The organism is Microbacterium xylanilyticum (assembly GCF_054654695.1).
This window is the reverse complement of record NZ_BAAIEN010000002.1, coordinates 1,020,895-1,046,827: the sequence shown is the minus strand read 5'-3', so window position 1 is coordinate 1,046,827 and position 25,933 is coordinate 1,020,895. Positions and strand designations below refer to the sequence as shown.

Below are 25,933 nucleotides of genomic sequence, written 5' to 3'. Positions count from 1 at the left end.
GGGGGAAGAAGGCCCCGCGACGCGATTGCGCGTCGCGGGGCCTATGGATCACTTACCGATCGGTCCGACGTAGACGATCTTGCCGTTGTCGACCTTGTAGCCGTACACCGCGGGGGCCTGCAGCTCACCCGTGGCGTCCCACTTGTAGTGCTTGCTCAGGCCGTCCTTGTCGTAGTTCTTCACCCAGTCCTTGAGGTCGGCGCGGGTCTGCTTGCCCGCATCGATGCCGGCCAGCAGCACGGTGGTCGCGTCGTAGCCCTCGATGGAGTAGGTGCCGGGAGCCGCGTTGGACGCCGCCTGGTACTGCTTCGCGAAGTCGGTCAGCAGCTCGCCCGGGATGCAGGGGCAGGTGAAGTACGCGTTCTTGGACGCGTCACCGGCGAGCTTGATGAACTGGTCGTCCTTCACGCCGTCGGGGCCCACGAAGGCGCCCTTGTAGCCCTTGGCGACGAGCTGCTGGTCGAACGGCGCGCCCTCCGCGTAGTAGCCGGCGTAGTAGACGGCGTCGGGCTTGGCGTTGAGGATCTTGGAGATCGTGGCCGAGAAGTCCTTCTGGCCGGTGGTGACCTTGTCGGTGCCGACGAGCGCCTTGCCGAGCGCGTCGCTGGTCGCCGTGCCGAGGCCGATGCCGTAGTCGGAGTCGTCCTGGACCAGGTAGACCTTCTTGGCCTTCAGGGTGTCGGTGACGAACTTCGCCGCCGCGGGGCCCTGCTGCGAGTCGTTGCCCAGGGCGCGGAAGAACGTCGTCCAGCCGTTCTTGGTCAGGCCGGGGTTGGTCGCCGACGGCGTCAGGTGCACGAGGCCCTGCTGCTCGAAGATGTTGCCGGTGGCCTTCGACTCGCCGGAGAACGGAAGGCCGATGACGCCCACGATGTCGGCCTCGCCGACGGCCTGGGTCACCGGGCCGGTCGCCTTGTCCGGCGTTCCCTCGGTGTCGAACTTCTTGAACTGCACCTGGCAGTCGGGGTTGGCCTTGTTGTGCTGGTCGATCGCGAGCTGCACACCGTTGTAGATGTTGATGCCGAGCTGGGCATTCGCGCCGGTCTCCGCCCCGATGTAGGCGATCGTGGTGGTCGGCGCGCACTTGCCCTTGCCGTCGCCCGCCGGGAGGACCGCGTCCTTCGGGGTGTCGACCGAGGTGACCGCCGGAACGTCGATCCCGCCGCCGCCGCTCGTGCTGCTCGGGCTGCCGGCCTTGTTGGCGCAACCTGCGAGCAGAAGCAGTGCCGCTGCCGCCGCGACGCCCGCTGTGAGGGCCTTCTTTCGCATCATTTTTGTGATTGCCTTCCGATTCGGGTCATCGACCGCTCCTTGCGAACGTCGATGTCATCAAGGGTGTGGTGAGCGTACCTCTTTGCACGCGCTCCGCGAACCACACTAGTCCGACGGCGTCCAGTTTTTCGCTCCCTGAGGCCGAACGGGTATTCGGATCGTTACACGTTGTTCTCGGGCACGACATATTGGATGCGCGGCGCGCCCGACGCGCGCATCGCCGATGACGGGCCGTCCGGCCGGCGCGCCGCGCGACGTGCCCCGTCGCCGTGTCCGCGGGATGCCGCCCCGGGCCGCTCAGCCCGCAGGCCGTGCCGTGAAATCCAGCAGCACCTTGGACGAAGCGCCCGGGTCCGCCGCGACCCGGAAGGCCTCGCGGGCGTCTTCGACGCGGAAGGCGTGGGTGACGATCCCCGTGACGTCGAGGGATCCGGCCGCGAGCGCGGCGATCACCTCGTCGAGCTCGTCGCCGAAGCGGAACGAGCCCACCAGGCGCAGTTCGCGCGTGATCGCCGTCGCCAGGGGCGCGGGAACCTCCCCCGCGCGCTGCAGGCCCAGCATCACCACGGTGCCCCCTCGGGCGGCGGCGGAGACCGCGGCGGTCAGGCCGGGCACCGTGCCGCTCGACTCGACCACGACGTCCGCATGCAGCGCGGCGATGCTCGACGCGTCGCCGGCCTCGACCGCGCGCACCCCGCGACGCGCGGCGATCGCGAGCGGGAGCTGCTGGAGATCGGTGAGAACGACCGAGCGCGCGCCGTGGTGCTGCGCCACCGCGGCGACGAGCTGCCCGATCGGCCCTCCCCCGATCACCGCGACCGACGCACCGCGCACGTCACCGGCCTGAGCCAGCCCGTGCCAGGCGACGGCGGCCGGCTCGGCGAGCGCGGCGGTGCGCAGGTCGAGCCCCGCCGGAAGCGCACGGAGCATCCGTGCCGGCAGGCTGACGCGGCGTGCGAACGCGCCCTGCGTGTGCGGCAGGTGCAGCGCCGAGCCGAGGTACGTCGACGCGGGCGCCAGGTTCGGCCGGTCCTGCGGCCACGGCGTGACCCCGTCACCCTGCGGAGTGAGCGGGTGGACCGCGACGTCGACGCCGGCGGCGGGCCCTGACCCATCGGCGGCGGCGACGAGCACCGTGCCGCACACCTCGTGGCCCAGCACCATGGGCTCGCGCAGCACGGAGGCTCCCGCAGCGCCGTGCTGCCAGTAGTGCAGATCGGAGCCGCAGATGCCGCCATAGGCGATCTGGACGATCGCCTCGTCGTGCTGCGGGACCGGCTCCGGGATGTCCTCCACGCGCAGGTCCTGTGCGGCGTGCGCGACGACGGCCGTGTTGCCCATGCGTCGGTGTCCTCTCTCTCTTCTCCGCCGCGACCCGCACGGCACGGGGATGCTCCCCGGTCCTCAGCGCAGCGGCGTCTCCAGCCGCATGCCGCCCACGAGGACCGCCACGGTCTGCCCCGGACGCACCGGCGCCTGGGAATGCGGCGCCCCCGTCATCACCACGTCCCCCGGTCCGAGCGTGGACCACGCCGCGATGTATGCCAGGCATTCCCGGATCGGGATCGGCAGCGCGCTCGCGCCGGTCGTCGCGACCGTCTCGCCGTCGACCTCGACGGCGAGCGCGACGTCGTCCAGACCGAGCCTCGTGTCGATCCACGGCCCGAGCGGGTTGTATCCGTCGCCCGACTTCGACTCGAAGTTGCGCGGATCCAGCGCCGCGCGCTCGGGGCTGGACAGATCGTTCACCGCCGTGATGCCGAGCACGTAGGCGTGCGCGTTCGCGGCGGTCAGCCCGTCCGTGCGCCGCCCGATGATCACGGCGATTTCCCCTTCCGCGACCGCCGTGCCGGCGTCCCGGCGCAGGCGCACCGGAACCCCGGATCCGACCACGGAGCGCGGACTCTTCAGCCACGCCTGCACAGGCGAGGCATGCCCGGGTCCGTTCTGCGCGATCCCGACGACGACCGTGGGCGCGGCCGGCGCCTGCACCGCGCCGTGGACCGGACCGAAGTCGGCCGGGACCCGGCCCTCGGCGAACGCGGCGTACGGATCCTCGATCCGCACCCAGCCGTCGCCCTCGCGCCGGGCGGGCACGACGCCGTCCGCGGTGAGGATCCGTCCCAGCAGCATCAGACCACCGCGGTCATTCCGCCGTCGACGTACAGCGTCTGACCGTTGACGAAGTCGCTCGCGGCGCTGGCGAGGAACACGGCGGCGCCGACCAGGTCCCGCGGGTCGCCCCAGCGCCCGGCCGGCGTCCGTCCGCGCACCCAGGCCGAGAACGCCTCGTCGTCGACGAGCGCGCGGGTCAGCGCGGTCTCGAAGTAGCCCGGGGCGATCACGTTCGCCTGCACGCCGTGCGGGCCGAGGTCGGCGCACAGTCCGCGGGTGAGCATCACGATCGCGCCCTTGGTCGCCGCGTAGGCCGCGATCGACGGCCGCGCGAGCTGCGACTGCACGGATCCGATCTGGATGATCTTGCCCGATCCCCGGGCGATCATGCCCCGCGAGACCCGGCGACTCAGCGCGAACACGGCGCCGAGATTGATCTGCACGAGCGCGTCCCAGTCCTCGTCGCGGAACTCGTCGATGCGGGCGCGGCGCTGGATCCCGGCGTTGTTCACCAGGACGTCGATCCCGCCGAGCTCGCGCTCGATGCGGTCGACCCCGGCGTCGACCTCGCCGGCGTCCGCGACGTCGAAGGCGGCGGAATAGATCGTCGAACCCGTGGCGTCGGCGATCTCGGCCGCCACGATGTCGGCCTCCTGCGCGCTGCGTCCGTGCACGACCACGGTCGCGCCCGCCGCAGCCAGTCCCTCGGCGATCGTGCGGCCGAGGCCGCGCGTGGATCCGGTGACGAGGGCTGTGCGACCGGTGAGGTCGAACGCCGCGAGACCCGCCGGCAGGTGCGCCCCTGTGCTCACGGGCGCACCGCGAGGATGGACACCGTGGTGGCGTCCACGCCGTCCCCGCTCTCCTCCCGCGACACCTTCACGGCGTCGTCCACGCGCGTGAGGTCGCGACGCAGCGTCTCCGGCGCGAGGAACGTGGAGGCCGTGGTGATCAGTGCCAGGACCGCCATGTAGGTCGCGAGCAGGATCCAGTTGTTCCCGCTCACGGCGAGAAGATACGCGCCGAGGACACCGGCGAGCCCGCCCGCGAGCACCGCGGAGATCTCGCGCGCCATCGCCACGCCCAGATAGCGGTGCCGGTTGCCGAACAGCTCCGGCAGCATGGCGCACTGCGGGCCGAGCATCGAGTTCACCGCCACCCCGATGCCCACCGCGATCACCGCGATCGCGAGGAACGGGTTCCCCAGCGACAGCAGCCACCAGGCCGGGAAGGCGTAGGCGAGCATGAACACGGCGCCGAAGCGGTAGACCGTGCGGCGTCCGAAGCGGTCGGAGAGGTGCCCGGTGAACGGCACCGAGAACACGCCGATCAGCGAGCCGAGCGACACGCCCCAGGTGAGCAGGCTCTTGTCGGCGTCGGGGCCGACCACCGCCACGAAGAACGCAAGCCCCAGGGTCTGGAACATGTAGGAGCCGCCGTTCTCCGCCATCCGCAGGCCGATGCCGACGATGACGCCCGGCAGGCCGTGACCGAAGATCTCCCGGAACGGGTGCTCGGAGACCTGCTCGTGCTTCTCGAGCTCGACGAAGGTCGGCGTCTCGCGCAGCCGCATCCGGATGAACAGGGCGAGCAGGATCAGCACGAACGAGCACAGGAACGGCACCCGCCACCCCCAGCTCATCAGCTGTTCCTTCGGCAGCGCCGAGATCGCGGCGAAGACGAGCGCGGCCAGCACGGTGCCGGCCTGGATGCCGATGAACGGCAGCGCCGAGAAGTAGCCGCGACGACGCACCGGCGCGTACTCCGCCATGAGCACGGTCGCGCCGGCCTGCTCCGCACCGGCCCCGAATCCCTGCAGCAGGCGCATCAGCACGAGCAGGATCGGCGCCCAGATCCCCACGGCCGCATAGGTCGGCAGCAGGCCGATCGCCGTCGATGCGCCGCCCATCAGCACGATGGTGGCGACGAGCACCCACTTGCGGCCGAGCTTGTCTCCGAGGATCCCGAAGAAGAGACCGCCGTAGGGGCGCGCCAGGAACCCCACGCCGAAGGTCGCGAACGCCGCGACCGTGGCCATGCCCGGGTTGCCCTGCGGGAAGAACAGCACGTTGAAGATCAGTGCGGTGGACAGCCCGTACAGCGCGAAGTCGAAGTACTCCAGCGCGCTGCCGATGCTCGATGCGAGCGTCGCCCGGCGCAGATTGGCCGCGTACTCCGGATCATCCGACGGGGTCTGCACGGCGGGGTGCGTGGTGGTCATGCCATCTCCTTCGATCGGCTCGCATCGGCGTCAGGGACGACAGCACCAACCTGTTGGCCATTGTTCAACTCCTTGTACGCCCAGTTCCAATGGGACCGCCCACTGTGCGCGCCGACGCCGCGCACGGGGACCTCCCTGCACACGGACGCCCGGAAGCGGGCACACCGAGCACCCCCGACCGGGGGGAATCCGCTCCCGCGCGTCAGGCGCGGGCGGCCGCGCTGAAGGGGTTGGTCAGCTGGCGCGCGGCGTCCTGCAGAGCGCGCCCGACCCGTTCGATGCGCTCGTACCCCGCGTCGGCCGCGGGGATCGCGACGCCCAGCGCGAGCTGGGGGTCGGCCGGCGACCAGCCGTCCAGAGGGACGGCGACGCCGATGATGCCCCGGAAGGACTCCTCGCCGTCGATCGCCCAGCCCCGCTCGCGTCCGGCCCGCAGCGCCTCGAGCAGCGCGGGAAGGCCCCGCGCGCTGCGCTCGGTGAGCGCGGGGAAGGCGACGTCGGCCCCGAGCAGCGCCTCGACCTCGGCGTCGGTCCTGGTCATCAGCAGAGCACGCCCGGTCGCGGACAGTGCGGCGGGAAGGCGGGAACCGAGCGGGGTGCCGATCCGCATGGTGCGCGAGCCTTCGTGCCGGGCGAGGTACAGCGCATCCGCACCGTCCAGCATCGCCACCTGGACGAGTTCCGAGGAGAGCACGGGCGACGCCTCGCACACGGCGTAGAACTCGCGGATCTGGTTGAACTGCGCGGCGAAGGCGCCGCCCAGCTCCGCCGTGCGCAGCCCCAGGCGGTACCCCTGGGCGACGCGCTCGATCATGCCGCCGGCCTCGAGCGCCAGGCACAGGTTCGCCGTCGACGACTTGGCCAGCCCGAGGCCAGTCGCGAGCTCGGTGAGCGTCCGCGGACCTCCGGCCTCGGCGAGCAGGCCCAGCAGGCGGATGCTGCGCGTCACCGCGGGTGCGGGGTCGCGTCCCTCGCGGGCGTCATCGTCTGACATGCCGAACCCTTCGTCGTGCGGACCCGCGACGCGACTGCCGCGGGTCAGTAGAACTCGACCGTATCGACCACGGCATGCAACGGCGAGCCATCCAGCAGGCGCGTCGCGTCCGCCGCGAACCGCCGCGCGATCCGCTCCTCCTCCTTGGTGCTGAGCGCGGCCGTATGAGGGCTGACCAGCACGCGGGGGTGGCTCCACAGGGCCGAGGACGCCGGCAGCGGCTCGACCTCGAACACGTCCATCGCGGCGAACGAGATCCGCCCGTCCTCCAGGGCCTGAAGCAACGCGGACTCGTCGATCACGGTGCCGCGCCCGACGCTCGCGAGGATCGCCCCCGGCCGCACGGCCGCCAGCACATCCGCTCCGATGAGGTGACGCGTCTGCTCGGTACCGGGGAGAGTGACCACGATCGCATCGACGTGCGCGACGGCCTCGGCGAGCTCGTCCAGCGGGATCAGGCGGTCGACGCCCGGGACGGGCGTGCCCGTGCGGCTGGTCCCCCAGACCCGGGCGCCCAGCGCGTGGAACTTTCCCGCGCACTCCGCGCCGATCCCTCCCAGGCCCACCACGAGCACGGTCATCTCGTCGACCTGGCGCATGGTGAAGCGCTCGGACCAGCGCTGCTCGCGCTGATCCGCCTGCAGCCGGGGCAGGTCCTTGGCGCCGGCGAGCACGCCGAACACCGCGAACTCCGCGAGCGGGGCGCCGTGCACCCCGGCGCTCGTCGTGAAGACGATGCGATCGAGCTCCGCGCGGTCCAGGCCGGCGGCCTTGATCTGCGCCCCGCCACCGGCGGCGGTCGTCATCACCCAGCGCAGGCGGGGATTGGCGCGCACCGTGCGGGCGAGTGCCTGCGGATCCACGTCGGGGATGCCGAAGAGCGCGTCGGCCGAGTCGACCATCGCCTCGAACGCGCGCTGCTGCTCCGGCGTGCGCACGTGGTCCGGATCCCCTGACCAGTCGGCGGGTCCGCGCATGGGGTGCGTGAGCGTGTGGTCGCGCACCACCTGCACGCGCGGCTCGAGCTCCTCGATGAGCCGGCACAGCGGCTCCGCCAGCGGCACCGCCGCGACCGCGCGCAGCCTCGGTTCTGTCGCCTCGACCATGTCGCCTCCTCGTCGTCGTTCCGTCGTCTGCTCTGGAGGCGCAGTCGACGGTCCTTCCATTCAGGATATCGCAAATCCAACCAATTGGATACTGTTCCATATGTTGAATACGCGCTACGATGGCCGCATGGACGACACGCACGATGATGTCACGGTCGGGATGCTGGGCCTGGGCGCCATCGGCCTGCCGATGGCGCAGCGGCTGCTGGAGGGGCACGGTCGCCTTCTCACCGCCTCGCGGCGGCCGCAGCCGGAGCTCGCCGCCGCCGGCGCCACGGCGCTGGCCACGCCCCGCGAACTGGGCGCCCGCGCCGATGTCGTCCTGACCGTGCTGCCCGATCTCCCGGAACTCGAAGAGGCGCTCTCCGGGCCGGACGGCCTGCTCGCGGATGCGGGCGATCTGCTCCTCCTGATCGGCTCCACCTCATCGGCGCCCGGCGTGCGCGCCCTGGCAGCGCGCATCACGACCCAGACCGGAGGACGTGTGCGCATTGTCGACTGCCCCGTCTCCGGCGGTGTCGACGGCGCGTCCGCCGGGACGCTGTCGATCATGCTCGGCGGCGACCCGGCCGATGCGGAGCTCGCGGCCCGTGTGCTGGCTCCGTGCGGCACCCCGGTCCATCTCGGCCCGCTGGGCGCCGGCGAGGTCGCCAAGGCGTGCAATCAGCTCGTCGTCGCTGCGACGATCCTGGCGCTCGGGGAGGCCACGGTGCTCGCGGAGCGGTCCGGACTCGACCTCGACGCCCTGTGGACGCTGCTGTCCCGCGGTTACGCCGGATCCCGACTGCTGGACAGCCGGCGCCAGCAGCTCGTGGCCGGCACCGACGAGCCCAGCGGGATCGCCCGCTACATGGTGAAGGACCTCGGGTTCGCGGCGGACATCGCGCAGGCGACGCAGACGGATCCTGCCCTTCTCCCCGCCCTGCGCACCGCCTTCGACGGGATCGTGTCGGCGGGACTCGGCGAGCGCGACATCTCGGTCACCCGGCGGTATGTCTCGGGGCGTGACTCACAGCCCGGAGCGCCGCAGTAACAGCGATACGCTGAACCCATCCCCCATCGGAGACACGAGGAGATCACCGTGCCCACAGCCGCTGCCAACATCGGAGTCGTCGGACTCGCCGTCATGGGCTCGAACCTCGCCCGCAACCTCGCCAGCCGTGAGGGCAACACCGTGGCGATCTTCAACCGCAGCTACGAGAAGACGCAGTCGGTGCTGGACGCGCATCCCGAGGCCGGCTTCATCCCCGCCTCCACCTACCAGGAGTTCGCCGACAGCCTGCAGAAGCCGCGCACGGCGATCATCATGGTCAAGGCCGGTGCGGGCACCGACGCCGTGATCGACGAGCTCGTCAAGGTCTTCGAGCCGGGCGACATCATCGTCGACGGCGGCAACGCGTACTTCCCCGACACGATCCGCCGCGAGAAGGCCGTGCGCGAGACCGGCATCAATTTCGTCGGCGCCGGCATCTCGGGCGGCGAGGAGGGCGCGCTCACCGGCCCCTCGATCATGCCCGGCGGATCCGACGAGTCCTGGGTCACGCTCGGCCCGATCCTCAAGTCCATCGCTGCCATCGCGGAGGGCGAGCCGTGCGTCACGCACGTCGGCCACGACGGCGCGGGCCACTTCGTGAAGATGGTGCACAACGGCATCGAGTACGCCGACATGCAGCTCATCGCGGAGGCCTACGACCTCATCCGCCGCGGCACCGGCAAGACCCCGGCCGAGATCGCCGAGATCTTCGCCGAGTGGAACAAGGGCGAGCTGGAGTCGTACCTCATCGAGATCACCGCCGAGGTGCTGCGCCAGGTCGACGCGTCCACCGGCAAGCCGCTCGTGGACGTCATCCTCGACCAGGCCGGCGCCAAGGGCACCGGCGCGTGGACCGTGCAGACCGCGCTGTCGCTCGGCGTCCCCGTCTCCGGCATCGCCGAGGCGACCTTCGCCCGCTCGCTGAGCTCGCACCCCGAGCAGCGCGCGGTCGCGGCGGCCCTGCCCGGCCCGGCCGACGAGTTCACGGTCCCCGCCGACCAGGCCGAGGCGTTCATCGAGGACGTGCGCCTGGCGCTGTACGCGTCGAAGATCGTCGCCTACTCGCAGGGCTTCGACGAGATCCGCGCCGGCGCCGCCGAGTACGGCTGGAACATCGACCTCGGCGCGATCAGCAAGATCTGGCGCGGCGGCTGCATCATCCGCGCCCAGTTCCTGAACCGCATCGCCGACGCGTACGCGCAGACGCCGGATCTCCCCGTGCTCATGACCGCGCCGTACTTCGCCGAGGCCATCGGCCGCGCCCAGGCCTCCTGGCGCCGCGTCGTGGTCGCCGCCGCGCAGGCCGGGATCCCCGCACCCGCGTTCTCGTCGTCGCTGTCGTACTACGACGGCATCCGCGCCGACCGGCTGCCCGCAGCGCTCGTGCAGGGCCAGCGCGACTTCTTCGGCGCCCACACCTACAAGCGCATCGACAAGGACGGCACCTTCCACACCCAGTGGTCCGGCGACCGCACCGAGATCGCGGCCGTCGACACCCACTGACCGCACGGTGAAGCGCCGTCCCCGATCGCCGGGGGCGGCGCTTCGCCGTTCCGCGCCTCAGACGGCGCTCAGACGACCGTTCTTCAGCCGCAGCCGGCGGTGCGCGCGCTTGGCGACCGCGGAGTCGTGCGTGACGACGACGAGGGTCAGTCCCTCGGCGCACAGCGATTCCAGCAGCGTCAGGATCTCATCGCGCATCTCCTCGTCGAGGTTTCCCGTCGGCTCGTCGGCGAGCAGGACCCGCGGTCGCTTCACGATGGCGCGGGCGATCGCCACTCGCTGCTGCTGACCGCCCGACAGCTCGCCGGGGAGGTGATCTCCGCGATCGGCCAGCCCGACGTGCGCGAGCGCCTCCTCCACGCGGGCGGCCCGCTCGGCCGGCGCCGTCCTGCCGGGAACCAGCGCCATCGCCACGTTCTCCCTGGCGGTGAGGGTGGGGATCAGGTTGAACCCCTGGAAGACGAAGCCGACATCCTCCGCCCGGATCCGACCGAGCTCCTTGTTCGACGCGGACGACAGCTCGGTGCCGGCGAGCACGAGGGATCCCGCGGTCGGCCGGTCGAGCGCGCCGAGGAGCTGCAGCAGGGTCGACTTGCCACCGCCGGTCGGGCCCTGGATGGTGACGAACTCGCCGGCGCCGATCTCCGCAGTGACACCGGTCAAGGGCGTCACTGTGCGGCCCTTCGCGGTGTAGGTGCGGGTGACGTCGTTCAGGACGTAGAGCGGCTGGGGTGCGGTCTCGATGGTGCTCATGGTGTTCTCTCCTGTTCCGGATGCGTCTCAGGCGGCGGACCGCAGTGCTTCAGCGGGGCTCAGGCGCGCGGCACGCCATCCGCCGATGGCGCCCGCGATCAGACCTCCGAGGATCGCGAGGCCGACGGCGGCGACGAGGATCCCGACACTGAGCGGTGCGTGCAGCACGACGTCCTGCGCGGCGCCGCCGATGCCCCGGAATGCGCCGCCGCCACCACCGAAGCCCCCGCCGCCGAAGCCCCCGGCCGCACCACCGCCGGGCCCGGCCGCCTCCGCGCCGCCGGCCGTGCGGCGCGCAATGCCGGACGCTCCGGAGATCGTCGGGTGCACGAGGTTGACGACGAGGATCCCGACCAGGCCGAGCGCGAGCCCGGCCGCGCCGCCGAGGAGCCCCTGGACGAGCGACTCCCCCGCGACCTGGCGCACGATGCGGCCGTTGGACCAGCCGATCGCCTTGAGGGTGCCGAACTCCCGCGTGCGCCGTGCGACACCGGAGAGCGTGAACAGGACGGCGAGGAGCACGGCCACGGCGAGCACGATGATCGACAGCCAGGTGCCGAGGCCTTCGATCATGGCGGCGGCGCTGGAGAGGGATCCGGAGACCGTGGAGGCCAGGTCGGCCTGCGAGTTCACGGTCGCGTCGGGCAGCGCCTTCGCGAGCGCGCTCTGCACCGCGGGGATGCCCGCCGCAGTCGACGCCTTGACGTAGATCGCGGAGACGACATCGCCCGTGCCGGCGATCTTCTGCGCCGTGTCCAGCGGCAGGTAGACGTTCGCCGCGGTGTCCGCCGAGGCGGAGGACGAGGTCACGATCCCGACGATCTTCACCGTGGATCCGCCGACGTCGACCGTGTCGCCGACGTTGAGGCTCTTGGACGTGGCGTACGTGCTGTCCGCGAGCGCCACCATCCCGCCGGCGTCGCCCGCGCTCAGCGCGCGGCCCGAGGAGACCTTCACCGAAGACATCGGCCCCACACTCGTGTCCGCGGCGGGGTCGACGCCGAGCACCGTGAACGAATCGAGTCCGAACCGGCCGCCGCCGAAGCGCGGCCGCTCCCCCTCGCCCTGGCCGCCGGTCTGGCCCTCGCCTGCCCCGGTCTGCCCGTCGGGCCGGCCCGCGCCGGTCTGCGCGCCCTGCTGGGCGATCTGGCCGTCGAAGGTCAGGTTCGTCAGGCTCAGAGCGCCCGTCGCCGCGGCGACCCCGTCGGCGGAGGCCGCGGTCTTCACCTCGGACGCGGCGAGCGTGCCGCGGGCGGGCGAGGCGCGCAGCACCGACGTCTTCAGCGAGGTGCTGCCGTCGCTGCCCGTCGCGCCACCGCCCGCGCCGAAGTCGAAGCGCTGGCCGGTGTCGCTGCCCCGCTGCGCGGGTGCGCCGGTCACCGTGAGATCGGTGCCGACACCGTAGACCCGGGCGAGGGCCTCGGCCTGCGCATCCCGGACCCCCGCGGACAGGGCGTTGACGACGATGACGAGGGCGATCGCGATCGCCAATCCCACTGCGACGATCACCGTCTGCTTCTTCCGCCCGGCCAGCTCGCGGCGCAGATACGTCCCGTACATGCTTCTCCTCTTCGGTCACGCTTGTGCTGGTGACGCTAGGAGCGCGTTCTGGGCCGAGGTGATGGCGTTGCTATGCGCACGCTAAGCACCCGCGCCGACCTCGGGCCGGCGTCGGCGTCGCGAGGACGCGATCAGCCCGCGGGCGGGATGTTGTGGTTTCCGGAGAACAGGTTCCGCGGATCCCATTGCGCCTTCAGCGCGCGCAGGCGGGACCACGCCTCCGGCGCGTAGAACACGGCGGGGTCCGGATTCGAGGCGGGATCGGCGAAGTTCGCGTACGCGGCGAGCCGGCCCTGCGCGATCGCCTCGAGCTCCGTCCGCACGGTCCCGCGCTCCCTCTCATCGAGCATGCCGGGGAAGTCGAAGGCGACAGCCATCACGAACCAGGTCGCCGCACGCGCCGGGAACGCGGTCGCATCGTCCGCGAGGTCGCCGTAGGCTCCGCCGAGCGAGCGCAGGAACACGACCGAGCCGGCGTGCGCGCGGCGGAACGCGACCAGGCGGTCGATCAGCGCGTCGTCGAGCTCGGCGAACAGCCCGTTGACCGACAGCATCGGCGGCACCGGATCGTCCACGTCATGCGGCATCGGGCTCAGCGCGTCCGCGTACGCCGTGCGCGCCACCTCACCGTCCACGCCCTCGACCGCCGTGATCGGCCGCAGCACGGGTTCGAGCGCGGCGGCGTCGGTGCCCGCCCAGACGACAGCGAGGCGGGCGCCGGCCGGAGCGCTGGGATCCATCGCCGGAACGTCCATGTAGGTGACGGTCAGCTCGCGCGGTGCGGTCGCCAGGGTGTCCGCACGACGCGGAGCAGCGCGGCCTGGTCGCCGTCGGCCGTCAGCTCGCCGGCCAGGACGCCCGCGAGCGGCGCCGCCTCGAAGTCGAGCCGGGTGACGATGCCGAAGTTGCCGCCTCCGCCCCGGATCGCCCAGAACAGGTCGGCGTTCTCCGCGGCGGACGCTTCGACCACCCGGGCGTCCGCGGTCACCACCTGCGCGCCGCGGAGCTGGTCGATCGCGAGACCGCGGTCGCGCACGAGCAGGCCGATCCCGCCGCCGACGGCGAGGCCGCCGACCCCGACGCTCGCGGTGTCGCCGGAGCTGATCGCGACGCCGTGCGGGGCGAGCGCCGCGGCCACCTCGCCCCAGAGCGCGCCCGCGCCGACGCGGACGAGGCGGCCCCGCTCGGTCTCGTCGCCGACCTCGATCGACGCGAGGGCGCGGACATCGATCGTGAGTGCGCCCGCCGCGGGCTTCCAGAAGCCGTGACCACCGCCGCGCACGATCACCGGCCTGCCCTCCTCGACCGCGCGACGCACGGCCGCGGCGACCGCATCGGCATCCGCGGGATGCACGATCTCGGGCTGGTTCTGAGGGGCGGCGGATCCGGATTCGCTGGATGAGCTCATGCTTCCGACGGTAGCCACGGCCACAGACATCTCAAAGCTCATAGGCGGCTCATAGGAACCTGAGGAGAATGGATGCATGAACGATCACGCCACTGAGCTGCGCCGCCCCGATGGCTCTCCCCTGCGGATCCTCGCGGTCGACGACGAGCCGATGCTCACCGACCTCCTCGCCATGGCCCTGCGCATGGAGGGCTGGGAGGTGCGCACCGCCGGGTCGGGACTGGAAGCGCTGCAGGTCGCCCGCGACTTCGGCCCCGACGCCCTGGTCCTCGACGTCATGATGCCCGACCTGGACGGGCTCGGCGTCCTCAAGCGCCTGCGCGAGCAGGGCAACATGGTGCCGGTCGTGTTCCTCACCGCCAAGGACGCGGTGAGCGACCGCATCGCCGGGCTCACCGCCGGCGGCGACGACTACGTCACCAAGCCGTTCAGCCTCGAGGAGGTCGTGGCGCGGCTGCGCGCCGTCATCCGCCGCTCGGGCGGCGCGACCACCGACGCGAAGGACTCCATCCTGCAGGTCGGCGATCTCACCCTCAATGAGGACAGCCACGAGGTAATCCGCGGTGGCGACGAGATCGAGCTCACCGCGACGGAGTTCGAGCTGCTGCGCTTCCTCATGCGCAACGAGCGCCGCGTGCTGTCGAAGGCGCAGATCCTCGACCGGGTGTGGAGCTACGACTTCGGCGGCCGCTCCAGCGTCGTCGAGCTCTACATCTCGTACCTGCGCAAGAAGCTCGACGCCGGACGCGAGGTGCCGCTGATCCACACGGTCCGCGGTGTGGGCTACATGATCAAGGCTCCCCAGCAGTAAGTCAGCGCACGATGGAGTCCTCCCGCCGATGAACCCGTTCCGCCATGGCCCGCGCGGCCCCCTGTCGCTGCAGGCGCGGCTCATGGCCGCCGTCACCGGCTTCGTGTCGCTGATCCTCGTGGTCATCGCCATCGCGACCAGCGTGGTGCTCGGGAACGTGCTGAACGGGCGGCTGCAGGACGAGCTCGCGACGATCGCGAAGAGCGTGGGCACCACCGCCCGTCCGGCCGCCGTCATCGGACATTTCGTCCCGAACGCCTCGGACCTCGTCGTCGGCCCGACCGGGGTCCCCAACGGGACTCTCGTGATCGTGGTCGCGCCGAACGGCGCCGCGACCGGGACCGTGGTCACCTCCGATCGCGTGGCGCAGGATCTCAACGCCCTGCAGATCCATCAGGTCGTGACCGCGCTGTCGCAGGGCCGCTCCTCGGACGAGATCTCACGGCTCGGCGACTACCAATTCGTGCACCAGCCCGTCCCCCCGACCGGAGATGCGCAGTTCGAGGTGATCACGGGCCTCCCCCGCGCCTCGGTCGAAGCGCAGATCACGACGCTGTTCTCGATGATCGCGCTCACCACGATCGGCGGCCTGATCCTGCTCGCCCTCTCCACCGCGATCACCATCCGGCTCGCCCTGCGCCCGCTGCGCGAGGTCGCGGCCACCGCGAACCGCGTCGCGAACCAGCCGCTGGACCGCGGCGACGTGTCGATCACCGAGCGCGTGCCGGCGGCGGAGGCGGATCCGCGCACGGAGACGGGACTGGTGGGCGCCGCCCTGAACACCCTGCTCGACCACGTCGACGCTTCGCTCGCCGTGCGCCAGCGCAACGAGGAGCGGATGCGGCAGTTCGTCGCCGACGCGAGCCACGAGCTGCGCACCCCGCTGTCGTCGATCCGCGGGTACTCCGAGCTCTCGCTGCGGGCGCTGTCGACCTCCACCGCCCCGGAGGATCCGGCGACGGCATCCGCGCACACGGCCCTCGAGCGCATCCAGGCCCAGTCGCTGCGGATGACGCGCCTGGTCGAGGATCTGCTGCTCCTGGCGCGGCTGGAGGAGGGCAGGGAGCTGTCGCTGTCGACCGTGGATCTCTCCCGCCTCGCGATCGAGGGCGTCGAGGACGCGCGGCCCACGGCGCCCGACCACGTGTGGACGATCGACGTGCCGGAGGAGCCGGTGGAGCTCATCGGCGACACGGGGCGGCTGCAGCAGGTGGTCGCCAACCTCGTCGCCAACGCGCGCACGCACACTCCCGCAGGCACGCGCGTCACGGTCGAGGTCGCCGTGGACGGCGACGACGCGGTGCTCCGGGTGCGCGACGACGGACCAGGCATCGACCCGCAGGTGCGAGACGAGCTGTTCAGCCGGTTCGCCCGTGGCGACCGCTCGCGCAACCGCGCCACCGGCGGATCCGGGCTGGGCTTGTCGATCACGAAGGCGATCGTGGAGGGCCACGGCGGCACGATCTCGGTGCAGAGCGAGCCGGGCGACACCGTGTTCACCGTGCGCCTGCCGCGCATGCCGCACCCGCCGGCGGGCTCCCGCTCTGCCGCCCCTGCCGCCGCGCCCCGCGAGGATCCCGCCGCCGAGGGCGGCCACGAGATCGGCCGCATCATCGGCGGGCACTGAGCGCCGCCCGGCCGGCTCAGTAGCCGGCGAAGGCGTCCGTGGTGAGCCGGCGCGCGCCGCGCAGCGCCGGCGCGAGGTCGGCGATGAGCCGCGGCGGCCCCGAGACGTACGCATGGCGCCGATCCAGATCCGGCACCAGCTCGCGCAGCATCGCGGCGTCGAGCCGACTCCCGCCGGCCCACACGGCCCCGCTGGGGAGGTCGGGGCGATCCGGGGTCACCACCACGACGCGCGCGCCGGAAGCGGCGACCTCGTCGAGGTACGCGCACTCCTCGGCGGACGTGGCGACCAGCACGAGCACGGCGTCCGACCGATCGGCCGCGGCCAGCTGCGACACGAACGGCGTGACACCGATCCCGGCGGCCACGAGCAGCACGGGCACATCCCGCGCGGGGAGCACGAAATCCCCCCAGACGCCCGTCGCGGTGAGCGCGTCGTCGGTCTGGACGACCTCGAGCGCACGCTTGTACGTCGATCCGGATCCGGTCTCGCGGTACGCGATCCGGACGAGGGGCAACTCGGCGGGCGCGGAGGCGATGCTGAACTCCCGGCGCGTGCCCCGGGAGTCCGGCCGGCGGTGCGGCACCTGCAGTTCGAGGTACTGCCCCGGCGCGAAGCGGAATCCGCGCCGCGCCCGGAAGGTGAGCTCGTGCACGGTCGGTGTCAGCGACCTGCGGCGTACGAGCCGGAGCCGGATCCCCGCACGGCCCGCCAGCAGCGCCGCGATCAGGTTGCCGATCAGCAGCGCGCGCTCCTGGCCGAGCGTGACGACGCCGAGGTTCAGCGGCCATCCGGCGAGCACCCCCACGACGCCGGCGACGAGCAGCCGCTGCCAGCGCCGCGACGGCAGCGTGAGCGGCTCGGTCAGCATGAACGCGCCGAGGAAGAGCACCGGCGACTGCAGCAGCACCGACGAAAGCAGCGTCGCGGGATCGACGGCGAGCCCGGCCGCAGCCGACTGCACCGACAGCCGCGCCGAGGACACCACCGCGTACACGGCGAGGAACAGCAGCACCATCCCGGACCGCTCGGTGCGCCACAGCACCAGCAGTCCGAGCAGGATCACGGGCACCGCCAGCGCGGGCGTGCCGACCCACCAGGCCGAGAACCCCAGGCCGGTCACGGTCAGCACGGTCGCACCGACGGCCGCGGGGTTGTACAGGTGGCGGCCGCGCCACACCAGCAGGTACTTCGACGCGCTCGCCACAACGCCGGCGAGTGCGATGCCGCCGATCTGATCCGGGTTCGCACCCGGCTGCACGACGAACAGCAGGATGAGCGCGGTGATCAGCGATGACTCGATCCGGCGCGGCACCCGCAGCAGCGCCTGCGCCACCGCATCCGTGCAGAAGGTCGCGAGCACGAGCAGCGCCAGGCTCGCCACGAGGTCGAGCGGCGTGACGCCGATCCACCCGAGGGCGGATTCGACCACGGCGACCGCGGCGAGCGCGAACAGCGCGTAGAGCGTGAGCCGGTACATCGACAGCCGGCCCAGCGGCGCGAGCACCCGCTGGCGAAGCCCCACCAGCGTCGCGATCATGCGAACACCTCCATCCGCGTCCCTGCAGACCACTCCACGCCGCCGGCGGTGGTCATCCGCACCCATTCCACACCGAATCGGGCGGCGAACTCCGGACCCCCGTCGAAGAACAGGGCCGTGGCGGCCGCGTCCGCCAGCATCGCCTCATCCGCGATCGCCCAGGCCGCGGCGATCATGCGCACCGGCTCGCCCGTCCGCGCGTCCAGCACGTGGTGCAGGCCGCCGTGCTGCCCCGGCCACGCGCGCCGGTTCACGGCCGATCCGCACAGCGCCGCATCCGCGACGACGGCGACCCCGATCGCGCTCGTCGCGTCGAACGGATGCTCCAGCCCCACGCGGATGGGCCCGCCGCTCAGCCGGAGGTCGCCGCTCGCATCGACCACGCGCTCGGCGTGGCCGAGGGAGCCGAGCAGGTCGTGCACCACGTCGACGAGCCGCCCCTTGCCGACGGCGCCGACGTCGATGAGCGCGGGCGCGTGCAGCGCCAGCGCGGTGTGGTCCCAGGCGAGCAGCCCCGTCCAGTCGTGCGGAGCGGGACGAGCGCCGCGGTCGCGCATCGTGTACCCGGCGTCGTACCCCCGGGCGGCCAGGCTGTCGCCGACGAGGGGCTGCACGGCGCCGTGCGTCGCGTCCGAGAGCGCCCGGTACAGGTCGAGCATCGGCGCGGCGTCCGGCGGGGCCGGAACCTCCTGGGGAGCCTCTGCCAGCGCCGTCACGAGGGAGTCTCCGCGGAAGCGCGACCAGGTCTGGTCGAAATCGTCGATCGCCTCGCCGACCGCCTCGCGCTCATCCATCGTCAGCGGATGCGCCGTCTCGATCTCCCAGACGGTGCCGATCGCCTCGAACCGCCAGGCGTGCACGTCACCCCTTTGCTTCGGTGCGGATCGTGTCGAGCGCCTGGGTGAAGCCCTTGCTGGTGAGCGAGGATCCGGAGACGCGGCTCACGGAGATGTCGTCGAGCTTCTTGCCGACCACCTGTGCGGCGATCCCGCCGATGAACTGGGCCTGATAGTGCCGGGTCTCCGCCGCCTGCGGATCTCCGGTCACCTTCACCGCGGTCACCGTGTCGTCGTGGATCGTGAGCGAGACCGAGATCTTCTCGACCGTCTCCGGCGTCTGATACGAGCCGCCGGCGGTGTAGGTGCCGTCCCGGTACGCGCCACCGGAGCCGCTGTCCGCCGATGCGGTCGAGCTCGCGGAAGCCGTGGCGGTGCGCTGCGGCGCGGGGGCGTCCTTGGTCGTCTCGGCGGAGGACGCCTCGGCCGCGCATCCGGCCAGGAGGAGCGCTCCGGCGATGCCGACGAGGGCGGATCCGCGACGTGCCGTGGGCGAGAGCTGCATGGATCCACCCTTCCGCACCGCGCCTATGCGTCTCCCTGGAGGCCGCAGGGCGCGGCGCGCGGTCCGCGCCTCAGGCGGCGCCGTCGAACATGCTCGTGACCGAGCCGTCCTCGAACACCTGCCGGATCGCAGTGGCCAGCAGGGGTGCGATCGGGAGGATCCGCAGGCCCGGGAAGCGACGCGCCTCGGACAGCGGGATCGTGTCGGTGACGACGACCTCGTCGATCGCGGAGTCCTGCAGACGCTCGCTGGCGGGATCCGAGAAGATCGCGTGCGTGGCCGCGACGATCACCTTGCGCGCGCCGTTGGCCTTGAGCGCCTGGGCCGCCTTCACGATCGTGCCGCCGGTGTCGATCATGTCGTCGACGAGGAGGCAGGTGCGCCCGTCGACGGTGCCGACGATCTCGTGCACGGAGACCTGGTTCGCGACCTTCGGATCCCGGCGCTTGTGGATGATCGCCAGCGGGGCGCCGAGGCTGTCCGACCAGGTGTCGGCGACGCGCACGCGGCCCATGTCCGGCGAGACGATGGTGAGGGTCTCGCGATCCTCGGCGGTCAGCGTCTCCTCGAAGTGCTGCAGCAGCACGGGCTTGGCGAAGAGGTGGTCGACGGGGCCGTCGAAGAAGCCCTGGATCTGCGCGGCGTGCAGATCCACGCTCATCACCCGGTCGGCGCCGGCGACCTTGAACATGTCGGCCACCAGGCGGGCCGAGATCGGCTCGCGACCGCGGCCCTTCTTGTCCTGCCGCGCGTAGGGGTAGTACGGGGCGACGACCGTGATGCGCTTGGCCGAGGCGCGCTTGGCGGCGTCGAGCATGATGAGCGTCTCCATGAGCCACTCGTTGATCGGCTGCCCGAAGGACTGCACGATGAACAGGTCGCAGCCGCGGATCGAGACCTCGAAGCGGGCGTAGAGCTCTCCGGAGGCGAAGGTGCGGTGCTCCACCGGGGCGATCTCGGTGCCGAGCGCCGCGGCCACCGCCGCGGTCAGCTCGGGGTGCGATCGACCGCCGGCGACGACGAGCCTCTTCTTGGTCTTGGCGACCAGTCCTGGCGCGATGTCGTTCTCGCGATCCAGCTCGACCGTCGTGTTCTTCTTGCGCCCCATCGGACCCGCCTATTCCGCCGAATCGGCACGCGCCGCTTCTGCTGCGGCCGTGCCTGCCCTGTTCTTCTCGACCCACCCCTCGATGTTGCGCTGAGGTGCGACAGTCATCGCGAGAGCACCGGCGGGGACGTCCTTGCGGACGACGGCTCCGGCGCCGGTCTTCGCGCCGGCTCCCAGCCTAACGGGCGCGACGAGCACCGTGTGCGAGCCGGTGTGCACCTCGTCCCCGATCTCAGTGCGGTGCTTGTTCACGTCGTCGTAGTTCGCGGTGATCGTGGACGCGCCGAGGTTGACGCCGCGACCGACCGTCGCGTCGCCGACGTAGGACAGGTGCGGCACCTTCGATCCGTCGCCGATCTGCGCGTTCTTGGTCTCGACGTAGGCGCCGATCTTCCCGCCCTCGCCGAGGGTGGTGCCGGCGCGCAGGTAGGAGAACGGTCCGACGGCGGCGCGGGCGCCGATCACGGCGAGCGTGGCCTCGGAGCGGCGCACCTCCGCGTCCTCCCCCACCTCGGTGCTGACGAGCGTGGTGTCCGGGCCGATCGTGGCCCCCGCGGCGACGGTGCTGGCGCGGAGGATGTGCGTGTTCGGCAGGATCGTGACGTCGGGCGCGAGCGTCACGTCGTCGTCGATCCAGGTCGTGGCCGGATCCTGGATCGTCACGCCCTCGCGCTGCCAGCGGCGCACGATGCGGTCGTTGAGCGTGCGCGCGGCCTCGGCGAGCTGGATCCGGTCGTTGATGCCGAACGTGGCCGCGGTGTCGGCGGCGATCTCGACGGCCACCTTCTCGTCGTTCTCGCGCAGCAGGCCGATCACGGTGGTGAGGTACATCTCGCCCTGGGCGTTCTCCGTGGTCACCTGGGCCAGGCGGGCGCGCAGCGGGCCCACCCGGAAGACGTACACGCCGGCGTTGATCTCGCGGTTCGCCTGCTCGGCCTCGTCCGCGTCCTTCTGCTCGACGATGCGGGCGACGTCTCCGTCCGCATCGCGGATGATGCGGCCGTAGCCGGTCGGGTCGTCGACGATCGCGCTGAGCACGGTCGCCGCGGCGGACGCAGCGCGGTGGCCGTCCACGAGCGCCTGCAGCGTCTCCGCCTCCAGCAGCGGCACGTCGCCCGAGAGCACCAGCACGTCGCCGTCGAAGCCGGAGGGCAGCGCGTCCAGCGCCACCTGCACGGCCCGCCCGGTGCCGGGGATCTCGTCCTGGTCGACGATCACGACGTCCGGGTGCTCGGCCTGCAGCGCGGACACGACCTGGTCGCGCTCGTGGCGCACGACGACCTCGATGGTCTCCGCGCCCAGCCGCGAGGCGGTGGCCAGCACGTGCCCCACGAGCGTGCGCCCGGCGATCGGGTGCAGCACCTTGGGGAGGCGCGACTTCATGCGCGTGCCCTGGCCGGCGGCGAGCACGATGATGGCGAGTGCGTTCTGCGTCATGCTCCGCCGCCAGGATTCGAACCCGGACCTCACAGCTCCAAAGGCTGTCGTGCTGCCATTACACCACGGCGGACCGCGGCCCCTGAGGGCGGGGCCGCCCGACAAGTCTGCCAGACCGCGCCGAGCGTGACCGGCTCGGAACCGCTCGGCAATACCGCTGTAACGTCGCTGCGCGACGCTGGGACGATGAACATCCGCATCACCCGGGTGCACACCCCGACGCCCGAGCTCGAGCGCTTCCTGACCGACCACCTCCGGGACATGGAAGCGACCGCGCCGCCCGAGAGCCGCCATGCTCTCGAGATCACCCGCTTGCTCGCACCGACCGTGCGCCTGTTCGCCGCGACCGTCGACGACGTGCTCGTCGGCACCGGCGCGCTGGCCGAGCTCGAGCCCGGCCATGAGGAGCTCAAGTCCATGCGGACCGCGCCGTCGATGCGCGGGCGCGGCGTGGCATCCGTGATGCTCACCGCACTGCTCGACGACGCGCGCGACCGCGGGATCACCCGGATCTCGCTGGAGACCGGAGCGGACGACTTCTTCTGGCCCGCGCATCGCCTGTACGCCAAGGCGGGATTCGACGAGTGCGAACCGTTCGGGACGTACACCGACGATCCGCAAAGCCTGTTCCTGACGATCCGGGTCACGCCCCGGACGCTTCCGGTGAGCATCGCCACCGGTCCGCTGCCGGTGCCGGGGACCTACGCCCTGAGCCCGCGATAATGGACGGGTGAGCAACGGCGAGGAGCGGGCAGGCGACGAGGTCGACCGCATCGTCGCGGCGTGGAACACGCAGCGACCGGACCTGGACTTCTCCCCCCTCGAGGTGCTCTCCCGCGTCGACCGGCTCTCCCGCCTGCTCGACCGCGCCCGCCGCGACGTGTTCCGCCGCAGCGACCTGGAGACCTGGGAATGGGACGTGCTTTCCGCACTGCGCCGCGCCGGCGCCCCGTTCCAGCTCAGCCCGAAGCAGCTGCTGCAGCAGACCCTCGTCTCCAGCGGCACCATGACGAACCGCATCGACCGCCTGGTGGGACGCCGGCTGGTGCGCCGCGAGGCGGATCCGGACGACGGACGCAGCGTCCTCGTGACCCTGACCGACGACGGCAGGGTGCGCGTGGACGCGGCGATCACGCGCCTCGTCGACGCAGAAGCGACCCTGCTGTCGGCGCTGGGCCGCAGCGACCGCGAGCGCATCGCCGCGCTGCTGCGCAAGCTCAGCCTGAGCTTCGACGTCTGACGCGGCCGTGCGGGCGCGGCCGTCAGCGCTGCGTCCCTGCTTCTATCGTGGAGGCGGACACCGACGAGCGAGGAGGCGCGATGAGGATCGCCGTGGCGGGCGGAACGGGACGGATCGGACGGCTGGTCATGCGCGAGCTGGCCCGGCGCGGCGATGAGGCGGTCTCCCTGAGCCGCCGGGAGGGCGCGGATCTGCGTTCAGGCGCGGGCCTGCCGTCGCTGCTGGCGGGCGCCGACGCCGTGATCGATGTCACCAACCCGCTCGCGGCGACGCCCGCGGCCGCCGAGGAGGTCTTCACCGCGGTCACGGGGACCCTCCTCGACGCCGAGCGGGAGGCGGGGGTGCGCCACCACGTCGCGCTTTCGATCGCCGCTCTGGACACGGTGCAGGGCGGTCCGCACTACTTCGGCAAGCGCGCCCAGGAGCGCGCCGTGCGCAACGGCGGCCATCCCTTCTCGCTCCTGCGGGCGACCCAGTTCCACGACTTCCCGGTCATGATCGCGGAGCGTGCGATCATCGACGGCGAGGCGATCGTGCCGCCGCTGCTGCTGCAGCCGGTCGCTCCCGCCGACGTCGCCGGCGCCCTCGTGGACCTCGCGCTGGCCGAGCCGGCCGACGGGCTCGTCGTGCTGGCCGGCCCCCGCACCGAGGACGCCGTCGACATGGCGCGGCGCACGTTCGCCGCCCGGGGCCAGGAGCGTCGGATCCGGGCCGCCTGGCAGGGCGCCGCGCTGGGCCTGGAGTTCGCGGGCGAGGTGCTCCTGCCTCCGCAGGACGCGCGCCTCGCCCCGATATCCTTCGACGACTGGCTCTCGTCCGGCGCCCCCTGACACGCCGTCGCGCGATCTGCACGCGGCGGGCCCGGTGAACGCGGCCGCTGATCGACGGCGCGGCGGTGCTCAGTCCTTCGACTCGACCACGACCACGACCTTGCCGGCGACCCGCCCGGTCTCCACGCGCTCCTGCGCGGCGACGAGGTCGCCCAGGCCGTACTCGGCGTCGACGTGCACGGTGAGCAGACCCGCCTCGGCGAGCGCGAAGATCTCCGCGAGCTGCGCGCCGTTCGCGGCGACGAGGATCCGCTGCACCGGATCCGCTCCCCACGCGCGCAGCTGCGCCTCCTCGTCGGCGGTGAAGCCGGTGATCGTGATGACCGACGTGCCCTCGCGGACCGCCCCGCGCGGCGGGAGCGTGCCGGAGACCGTGACGATCACCGTGTCCACCGGAGCGACCGCCCGGAGCGCGTCAGCGTCGCGGTAGTCGATCACCTCGTCCGCACCCCAGGAGGCGACGAGCGCCTGCTTCGCCGGGCTCGCGGTGGCGATGACGTGCGCTCCCCTGGCCTTCGCGAGCTGCACCGCGAAGTGCCCGACGCCGCCGGCGCCCCCGAGCACGAGCACGCGACCGCCGTCCGCACCTGCCCGAGGTCCCGCGTGCGCGGCGTCCAGCGCCTGCCACGCCGTCAGCGCCGCGAGCGGAGCCGCACCCGCCTGAGCCGGGCTCCACGCGCGCGGCGCCCGGGCGAGGTCCCCGGCGGGAACCGCGACGAGTTCGGCGAGGGTGTGCGCCGCATCGGGGAAGCGGGCCAGGCCGAACACCGCATCGCCCTCGGCCCATCCGGTGACGCCGGGGCCGACGGCCGCGACCGTGCCTGCGACGTCCCATCCCGGACGGTCGGAGTACCGGATCGGGCCGAAATCGTGCCCCGCGGCGCGGATCTTGACGTCCACGGGGTTGAGCCCGACCGCGGCGACGCGGACGAGGACCTCTCCCTGGCCCGCGACCGGGGCGTCGACCTCGCGGAACGCGACGACGTCCGCCGCATCTCCCGGACCGGTGTAGACCGCTGTGCGCATGTGCTCTCGTCCTCCCGTCAGACCTGGGCCGGCGTCCACTCGGAGACGCTGCTGAGGCGCGCGATCTCCGCCGCGGAGAGCTCGAGGCGCGCGCCGGCGAGCAGGTCCGGCACCTGGTCGGCCGTGCGCGCGCTGGCGATGGGCGCGACCACGGTCGGCTGGGCGCGCAGCCAGGCGAGCGCCGTCGCGGTGACCGAGGCGCCGTGCGCGTCGCCGATCTCCTGGAGCGCGTCGATGATCCGCAGGCCGTGCTCGGTCGCGTACTTGGCGGCGCCCGCGGCACGCGGGGAGGACTGGCCGGTCGCGTCCGTGGACCGGTACTTGCCGGTGAGGAAGCCGCTCGCGAGCGCGTAGTACGGGACGAGGCCGAGGTCGAACTCGGTCGCCACGGGGATGATCGTCTCCTCGACGTCGTTGCGGTGCACGAGGTTGTAATGCGGCTGCACGGCCACCGGCAGGGCGACGCCGCTCGCCTGCGCGATCCCGACCCATTCGCGGATCCGCTCGGCCGAGTAGTTCGACACCCCGATGTACCGCACCAGGCCGTCCGCGACGAGCCGCCCGAAGGCGGCCACGGTCTCCTCCAGCGGCACCGTCTCATCGTCGAAGTGCGCGTAGTACAGGTCGATCGCGTCCACGCCGAGGCGGTCGAGGGACGCCTCCGCCGCGCGACGGATGTTGCCGGCCGACAGACCGCGGAACTGCGGATGCTGGCTCACCTTCGTCGCGACCACGAGTCCTTCGGGGCGTCGCGAGGCGAGCCACTCCCCGATGATCGTCTCGCTCTCCCCGCCGCTGTTGCCCGGCACCCAGGCGCTGTACGCGTCGGCGGTGTCGATGAAATCCCCGCCTCCCGCCACGAACGCGTCGAGCACGGCGAACGAGGCGTCGCGGTCGGCGGTCCAGCCGAACACGTTGCCGCCGAGCGAGAGCGGGAAGACGGACAGGTCACTGGATCCGATGCGTGTCATACTCCGGGGCAACCGAGGATCGGCGAGGACTATTTCC

General features: G+C 72.2%; 25 protein-coding genes and 1 tRNA gene. 7 read left to right on the top strand and 19 right to left on the bottom strand.

Annotated features, from left to right (window positions below):
* Positions 1-48: 48 nt before the first annotated feature.
* From ACYQ1L_RS05515 to ACYQ1L_RS05485, 7 genes are all read right to left on the bottom strand, one after another.
* Positions 49-1,272, bottom strand: a complete 1,224-nt coding sequence (locus ACYQ1L_RS05515) for a branched-chain amino acid ABC transporter substrate-binding protein (protein ID WP_460003242.1) — start codon at positions 1,270-1,272, stop codon at positions 49-51.
* Between the two features lie 297 nt (positions 1,273-1,569).
* The gene (locus ACYQ1L_RS05510) at positions 1,570-2,613 is read right to left on the bottom strand and encodes an alcohol dehydrogenase catalytic domain-containing protein (RefSeq protein ID WP_460003241.1); all 1,044 of its coding nucleotides are present in this window, start codon (positions 2,611-2,613) and stop codon (positions 1,570-1,572) included.
* 63 nt (positions 2,614-2,676) lie between these two features.
* The gene (locus ACYQ1L_RS05505; protein ID WP_460003240.1) at positions 2,677-3,405 is read right to left on the bottom strand and encodes a fumarylacetoacetate hydrolase family protein; all 729 of its coding nucleotides are present in this window, start codon (positions 3,403-3,405) and stop codon (positions 2,677-2,679) included.
* Positions 3,405-4,199, bottom strand: a complete 795-nt coding sequence (locus ACYQ1L_RS05500; protein ID WP_460003239.1) for an SDR family oxidoreductase — start codon at positions 4,197-4,199, stop codon at positions 3,405-3,407. Before ACYQ1L_RS05500 ends, ACYQ1L_RS05505 begins: the two co-directional genes overlap by 1 nt.
* Positions 4,196-5,608 (bottom strand): MFS transporter, encoded by a 1,413-nt coding sequence (locus ACYQ1L_RS05495; protein ID WP_460003238.1) that lies wholly within the window; start codon positions 5,606-5,608, stop codon positions 4,196-4,198. Before ACYQ1L_RS05495 ends, ACYQ1L_RS05500 begins: the two co-directional genes overlap by 4 nt.
* 202 nt (positions 5,609-5,810) lie before the next feature.
* Positions 5,811-6,602 carry an IclR family transcriptional regulator gene (locus ACYQ1L_RS05490; protein ID WP_460003237.1) on the bottom strand — a complete coding sequence of 264 codons (792 nt, stop codon included), beginning with the start codon at positions 6,600-6,602 and terminating at the stop codon, positions 5,811-5,813.
* A gap of 44 nt (positions 6,603-6,646) precedes the next feature.
* Positions 6,647-7,708 carry a D-2-hydroxyacid dehydrogenase gene (locus ACYQ1L_RS05485; RefSeq protein ID WP_460003236.1) on the bottom strand — a complete coding sequence of 354 codons (1,062 nt, stop codon included), beginning with the start codon at positions 7,706-7,708 and terminating at the stop codon, positions 6,647-6,649.
* Between the two features lie 127 nt (positions 7,709-7,835).
* On the opposite strand from ACYQ1L_RS05485, the gene ACYQ1L_RS05480 reads away from it, so the two are divergent.
* Together ACYQ1L_RS05480 and gndA are read left to right on the top strand one after the other, a co-directional pair.
* Complete coding sequence (locus ACYQ1L_RS05480) at positions 7,836-8,741, top strand: NAD(P)-dependent oxidoreductase (RefSeq protein WP_460003235.1); 906 nt, start codon at positions 7,836-7,838, stop codon at positions 8,739-8,741.
* Between the two features lie 48 nt (positions 8,742-8,789).
* Complete coding sequence (gene gndA, locus ACYQ1L_RS05475; RefSeq protein ID WP_460003234.1) at positions 8,790-10,244, top strand: NADP-dependent phosphogluconate dehydrogenase; 1,455 nt, start codon at positions 8,790-8,792, stop codon at positions 10,242-10,244.
* Positions 10,245-10,301: 57 nt separating this feature from the next.
* Here the strand turns inward: gndA and ACYQ1L_RS05470 are convergent, their stop codons facing one another.
* From ACYQ1L_RS05470 to ACYQ1L_RS05455, 4 genes are all read right to left on the bottom strand, one after another.
* Positions 10,302-10,997, bottom strand: coding sequence for an ABC transporter ATP-binding protein (locus ACYQ1L_RS05470; protein ID WP_460003233.1), 696 nt, complete (start codon positions 10,995-10,997; stop codon positions 10,302-10,304).
* 27 nt (positions 10,998-11,024) lie between these two features.
* A complete protein-coding gene (locus ACYQ1L_RS05465; RefSeq protein ID WP_460003232.1) occupies positions 11,025-12,557 on the bottom strand; it encodes an ABC transporter permease in 1,533 nt (510 codons plus the stop codon).
* A gap of 131 nt (positions 12,558-12,688) precedes the next feature.
* A complete protein-coding gene (locus ACYQ1L_RS05460) occupies positions 12,689-13,312 on the bottom strand; it encodes a BBE domain-containing protein (RefSeq protein ID WP_460003231.1) in 624 nt (207 codons plus the stop codon).
* An 11-nt stretch (positions 13,313-13,323) separates the two neighbouring features.
* Positions 13,324-13,965 carry an FAD-binding oxidoreductase gene (locus tag ACYQ1L_RS05455; protein ID WP_460003230.1) on the bottom strand — a complete coding sequence of 214 codons (642 nt, stop codon included), beginning with the start codon at positions 13,963-13,965 and terminating at the stop codon, positions 13,324-13,326.
* A gap of 76 nt (positions 13,966-14,041) precedes the next feature.
* Here ACYQ1L_RS05455 and ACYQ1L_RS05450 point away from each other — a divergent pair, with 76 nt between their 5' ends.
* Positions 14,042-14,776, top strand: coding sequence for a response regulator transcription factor (locus tag ACYQ1L_RS05450; protein ID WP_460003229.1), 735 nt, complete (start codon positions 14,042-14,044; stop codon positions 14,774-14,776).
* 28 nt (positions 14,777-14,804) lie between these two features.
* Positions 14,805-16,403: a sensor histidine kinase gene (locus ACYQ1L_RS05445; protein WP_460003228.1), complete on the top strand. Its 1,599-nt coding sequence runs from the start codon at positions 14,805-14,807 to the stop codon at positions 16,401-16,403.
* A 16-nt stretch (positions 16,404-16,419) separates the two neighbouring features.
* Here the strand turns inward: ACYQ1L_RS05445 and ACYQ1L_RS05440 are convergent, their stop codons facing one another.
* The 6 genes from ACYQ1L_RS05440 to ACYQ1L_RS05415 form a co-directional block, all read right to left on the bottom strand.
* Positions 16,420-17,943 carry an FAD-dependent oxidoreductase gene (locus ACYQ1L_RS05440; protein ID WP_460003227.1) on the bottom strand — a complete coding sequence of 508 codons (1,524 nt, stop codon included), beginning with the start codon at positions 17,941-17,943 and terminating at the stop codon, positions 16,420-16,422.
* Positions 17,940-18,803 carry an FAD:protein FMN transferase gene (locus tag ACYQ1L_RS05435; RefSeq protein ID WP_460003226.1) on the bottom strand — a complete coding sequence of 288 codons (864 nt, stop codon included), beginning with the start codon at positions 18,801-18,803 and terminating at the stop codon, positions 17,940-17,942. The genes ACYQ1L_RS05440 and ACYQ1L_RS05435 overlap by 4 nt, the downstream gene beginning before the upstream one ends.
* A gap of 1 nt (position 18,804) precedes the next feature.
* Complete coding sequence (locus ACYQ1L_RS05430) at positions 18,805-19,284, bottom strand: FMN-binding protein (protein WP_460003225.1); 480 nt, start codon at positions 19,282-19,284, stop codon at positions 18,805-18,807.
* Positions 19,285-19,354: 70 nt separating this feature from the next.
* On the bottom strand, positions 19,355-20,392 hold the full coding sequence (locus ACYQ1L_RS05425; RefSeq protein WP_460003224.1) for a ribose-phosphate diphosphokinase: 1,038 nt from the start codon (positions 20,390-20,392) through the stop codon (positions 19,355-19,357).
* A gap of 9 nt (positions 20,393-20,401) precedes the next feature.
* Positions 20,402-21,829, bottom strand: a complete 1,428-nt coding sequence (gene glmU, locus ACYQ1L_RS05420; RefSeq protein ID WP_460003223.1) for a bifunctional UDP-N-acetylglucosamine diphosphorylase/glucosamine-1-phosphate N-acetyltransferase GlmU — start codon at positions 21,827-21,829, stop codon at positions 20,402-20,404.
* A 1-nt stretch (position 21,830) separates the two neighbouring features.
* Positions 21,831-21,902, bottom strand: a tRNA-Gln gene (locus ACYQ1L_RS05415).
* Positions 21,903-22,015: 113 nt separating this feature from the next.
* Here ACYQ1L_RS05415 and ACYQ1L_RS05410 point away from each other — a divergent pair.
* The 3 genes from ACYQ1L_RS05410 to ACYQ1L_RS05400 all read left to right on the top strand — a co-directional run bounded on the left by ACYQ1L_RS05410 (position 22,016) and on the right by ACYQ1L_RS05400 (position 23,899).
* Positions 22,016-22,552 carry a GNAT family N-acetyltransferase gene (locus ACYQ1L_RS05410; protein WP_460003222.1) on the top strand — a complete coding sequence of 179 codons (537 nt, stop codon included), beginning with the start codon at positions 22,016-22,018 and terminating at the stop codon, positions 22,550-22,552.
* A 7-nt stretch (positions 22,553-22,559) separates the two neighbouring features.
* Positions 22,560-23,069: a MarR family winged helix-turn-helix transcriptional regulator gene (locus ACYQ1L_RS05405; RefSeq protein WP_460003221.1), complete on the top strand. Its 510-nt coding sequence runs from the start codon at positions 22,560-22,562 to the stop codon at positions 23,067-23,069.
* An 80-nt stretch (positions 23,070-23,149) separates the two neighbouring features.
* A complete protein-coding gene (locus tag ACYQ1L_RS05400; protein WP_460003220.1) occupies positions 23,150-23,899 on the top strand; it encodes an SDR family oxidoreductase in 750 nt (249 codons plus the stop codon).
* Between the two features lie 69 nt (positions 23,900-23,968).
* Here the strand turns inward: ACYQ1L_RS05400 and ACYQ1L_RS05395 are convergent, their stop codons facing one another.
* Positions 23,969-24,925 carry an NADP-dependent oxidoreductase gene (locus ACYQ1L_RS05395; protein WP_460003219.1) on the bottom strand — a complete coding sequence of 319 codons (957 nt, stop codon included), beginning with the start codon at positions 24,923-24,925 and terminating at the stop codon, positions 23,969-23,971.
* A gap of 17 nt (positions 24,926-24,942) precedes the next feature.
* Positions 24,943-25,896 carry an aldo/keto reductase gene (locus ACYQ1L_RS05390; RefSeq protein ID WP_460003218.1) on the bottom strand — a complete coding sequence of 318 codons (954 nt, stop codon included), beginning with the start codon at positions 25,894-25,896 and terminating at the stop codon, positions 24,943-24,945.
* Positions 25,897-25,933: the final 37 nt, after the last annotated feature.

Bases quoted from the DNA above. Each gene is read 5' to 3' on its own strand.
- ACYQ1L_RS05515 (WP_460003242.1), bottom strand. From the start codon at position 1,272: ATGATGCGAAAGAAGGCCCTCACAGCGGGCGTCGCGGCGGCAGCGGCA.
- ACYQ1L_RS05510 (WP_460003241.1), bottom strand. From the start codon at position 2,613: ATGGGCAACACGGCCGTCGTCGCGCACGCCGCACAGGACCTGCGCGTG.
- ACYQ1L_RS05505 (WP_460003240.1), bottom strand. From the start codon at position 3,405: ATGCTGCTGGGACGGATCCTCACCGCGGACGGCGTCGTGCCCGCCCGG.
- ACYQ1L_RS05495 (WP_460003238.1), bottom strand. From the start codon at position 5,608: ATGACCACCACGCACCCCGCCGTGCAGACCCCGTCGGATGATCCGGAG.
- ACYQ1L_RS05490 (WP_460003237.1), bottom strand. From the start codon at position 6,602: ATGTCAGACGATGACGCCCGCGAGGGACGCGACCCCGCACCCGCGGTG.
- ACYQ1L_RS05485 (WP_460003236.1), bottom strand. From the start codon at position 7,708: ATGGTCGAGGCGACAGAACCGAGGCTGCGCGCGGTCGCGGCGGTGCCG.
- ACYQ1L_RS05480 (WP_460003235.1), top strand. From the start codon at position 7,836: ATGGACGACACGCACGATGATGTCACGGTCGGGATGCTGGGCCTGGGC.
- ACYQ1L_RS05470 (WP_460003233.1), bottom strand. From the start codon at position 10,997: ATGAGCACCATCGAGACCGCACCCCAGCCGCTCTACGTCCTGAACGAC.
- ACYQ1L_RS05465 (WP_460003232.1), bottom strand. From the start codon at position 12,557: ATGTACGGGACGTATCTGCGCCGCGAGCTGGCCGGGCGGAAGAAGCAG.
- ACYQ1L_RS05460 (WP_460003231.1), bottom strand. From the start codon at position 13,312: ATGGACGTTCCGGCGATGGATCCCAGCGCTCCGGCCGGCGCCCGCCTC.
- ACYQ1L_RS05455 (WP_460003230.1), bottom strand. From the start codon at position 13,965: ATGAGCTCATCCAGCGAATCCGGATCCGCCGCCCCTCAGAACCAGCCC.
- ACYQ1L_RS05450 (WP_460003229.1), top strand. From the start codon at position 14,042: ATGAACGATCACGCCACTGAGCTGCGCCGCCCCGATGGCTCTCCCCTG.
- ACYQ1L_RS05445 (WP_460003228.1), top strand. From the start codon at position 14,805: ATGAACCCGTTCCGCCATGGCCCGCGCGGCCCCCTGTCGCTGCAGGCG.
- ACYQ1L_RS05440 (WP_460003227.1), bottom strand. From the start codon at position 17,943: ATGATCGCGACGCTGGTGGGGCTTCGCCAGCGGGTGCTCGCGCCGCTG.
- ACYQ1L_RS05430 (WP_460003225.1), bottom strand. From the start codon at position 19,284: ATGCAGCTCTCGCCCACGGCACGTCGCGGATCCGCCCTCGTCGGCATC.
- ACYQ1L_RS05425 (WP_460003224.1), bottom strand. From the start codon at position 20,392: ATGGGGCGCAAGAAGAACACGACGGTCGAGCTGGATCGCGAGAACGAC.
- glmU (WP_460003223.1), bottom strand. From the start codon at position 21,829: ATGACGCAGAACGCACTCGCCATCATCGTGCTCGCCGCCGGCCAGGGC.
- ACYQ1L_RS05410 (WP_460003222.1), top strand. From the start codon at position 22,016: ATGAACATCCGCATCACCCGGGTGCACACCCCGACGCCCGAGCTCGAG.
- ACYQ1L_RS05400 (WP_460003220.1), top strand. From the start codon at position 23,150: ATGAGGATCGCCGTGGCGGGCGGAACGGGACGGATCGGACGGCTGGTC.
- ACYQ1L_RS05395 (WP_460003219.1), bottom strand. From the start codon at position 24,925: ATGCGCACAGCGGTCTACACCGGTCCGGGAGATGCGGCGGACGTCGTC.
- ACYQ1L_RS05390 (WP_460003218.1), bottom strand. From the start codon at position 25,896: ATGACACGCATCGGATCCAGTGACCTGTCCGTCTTCCCGCTCTCGCTC.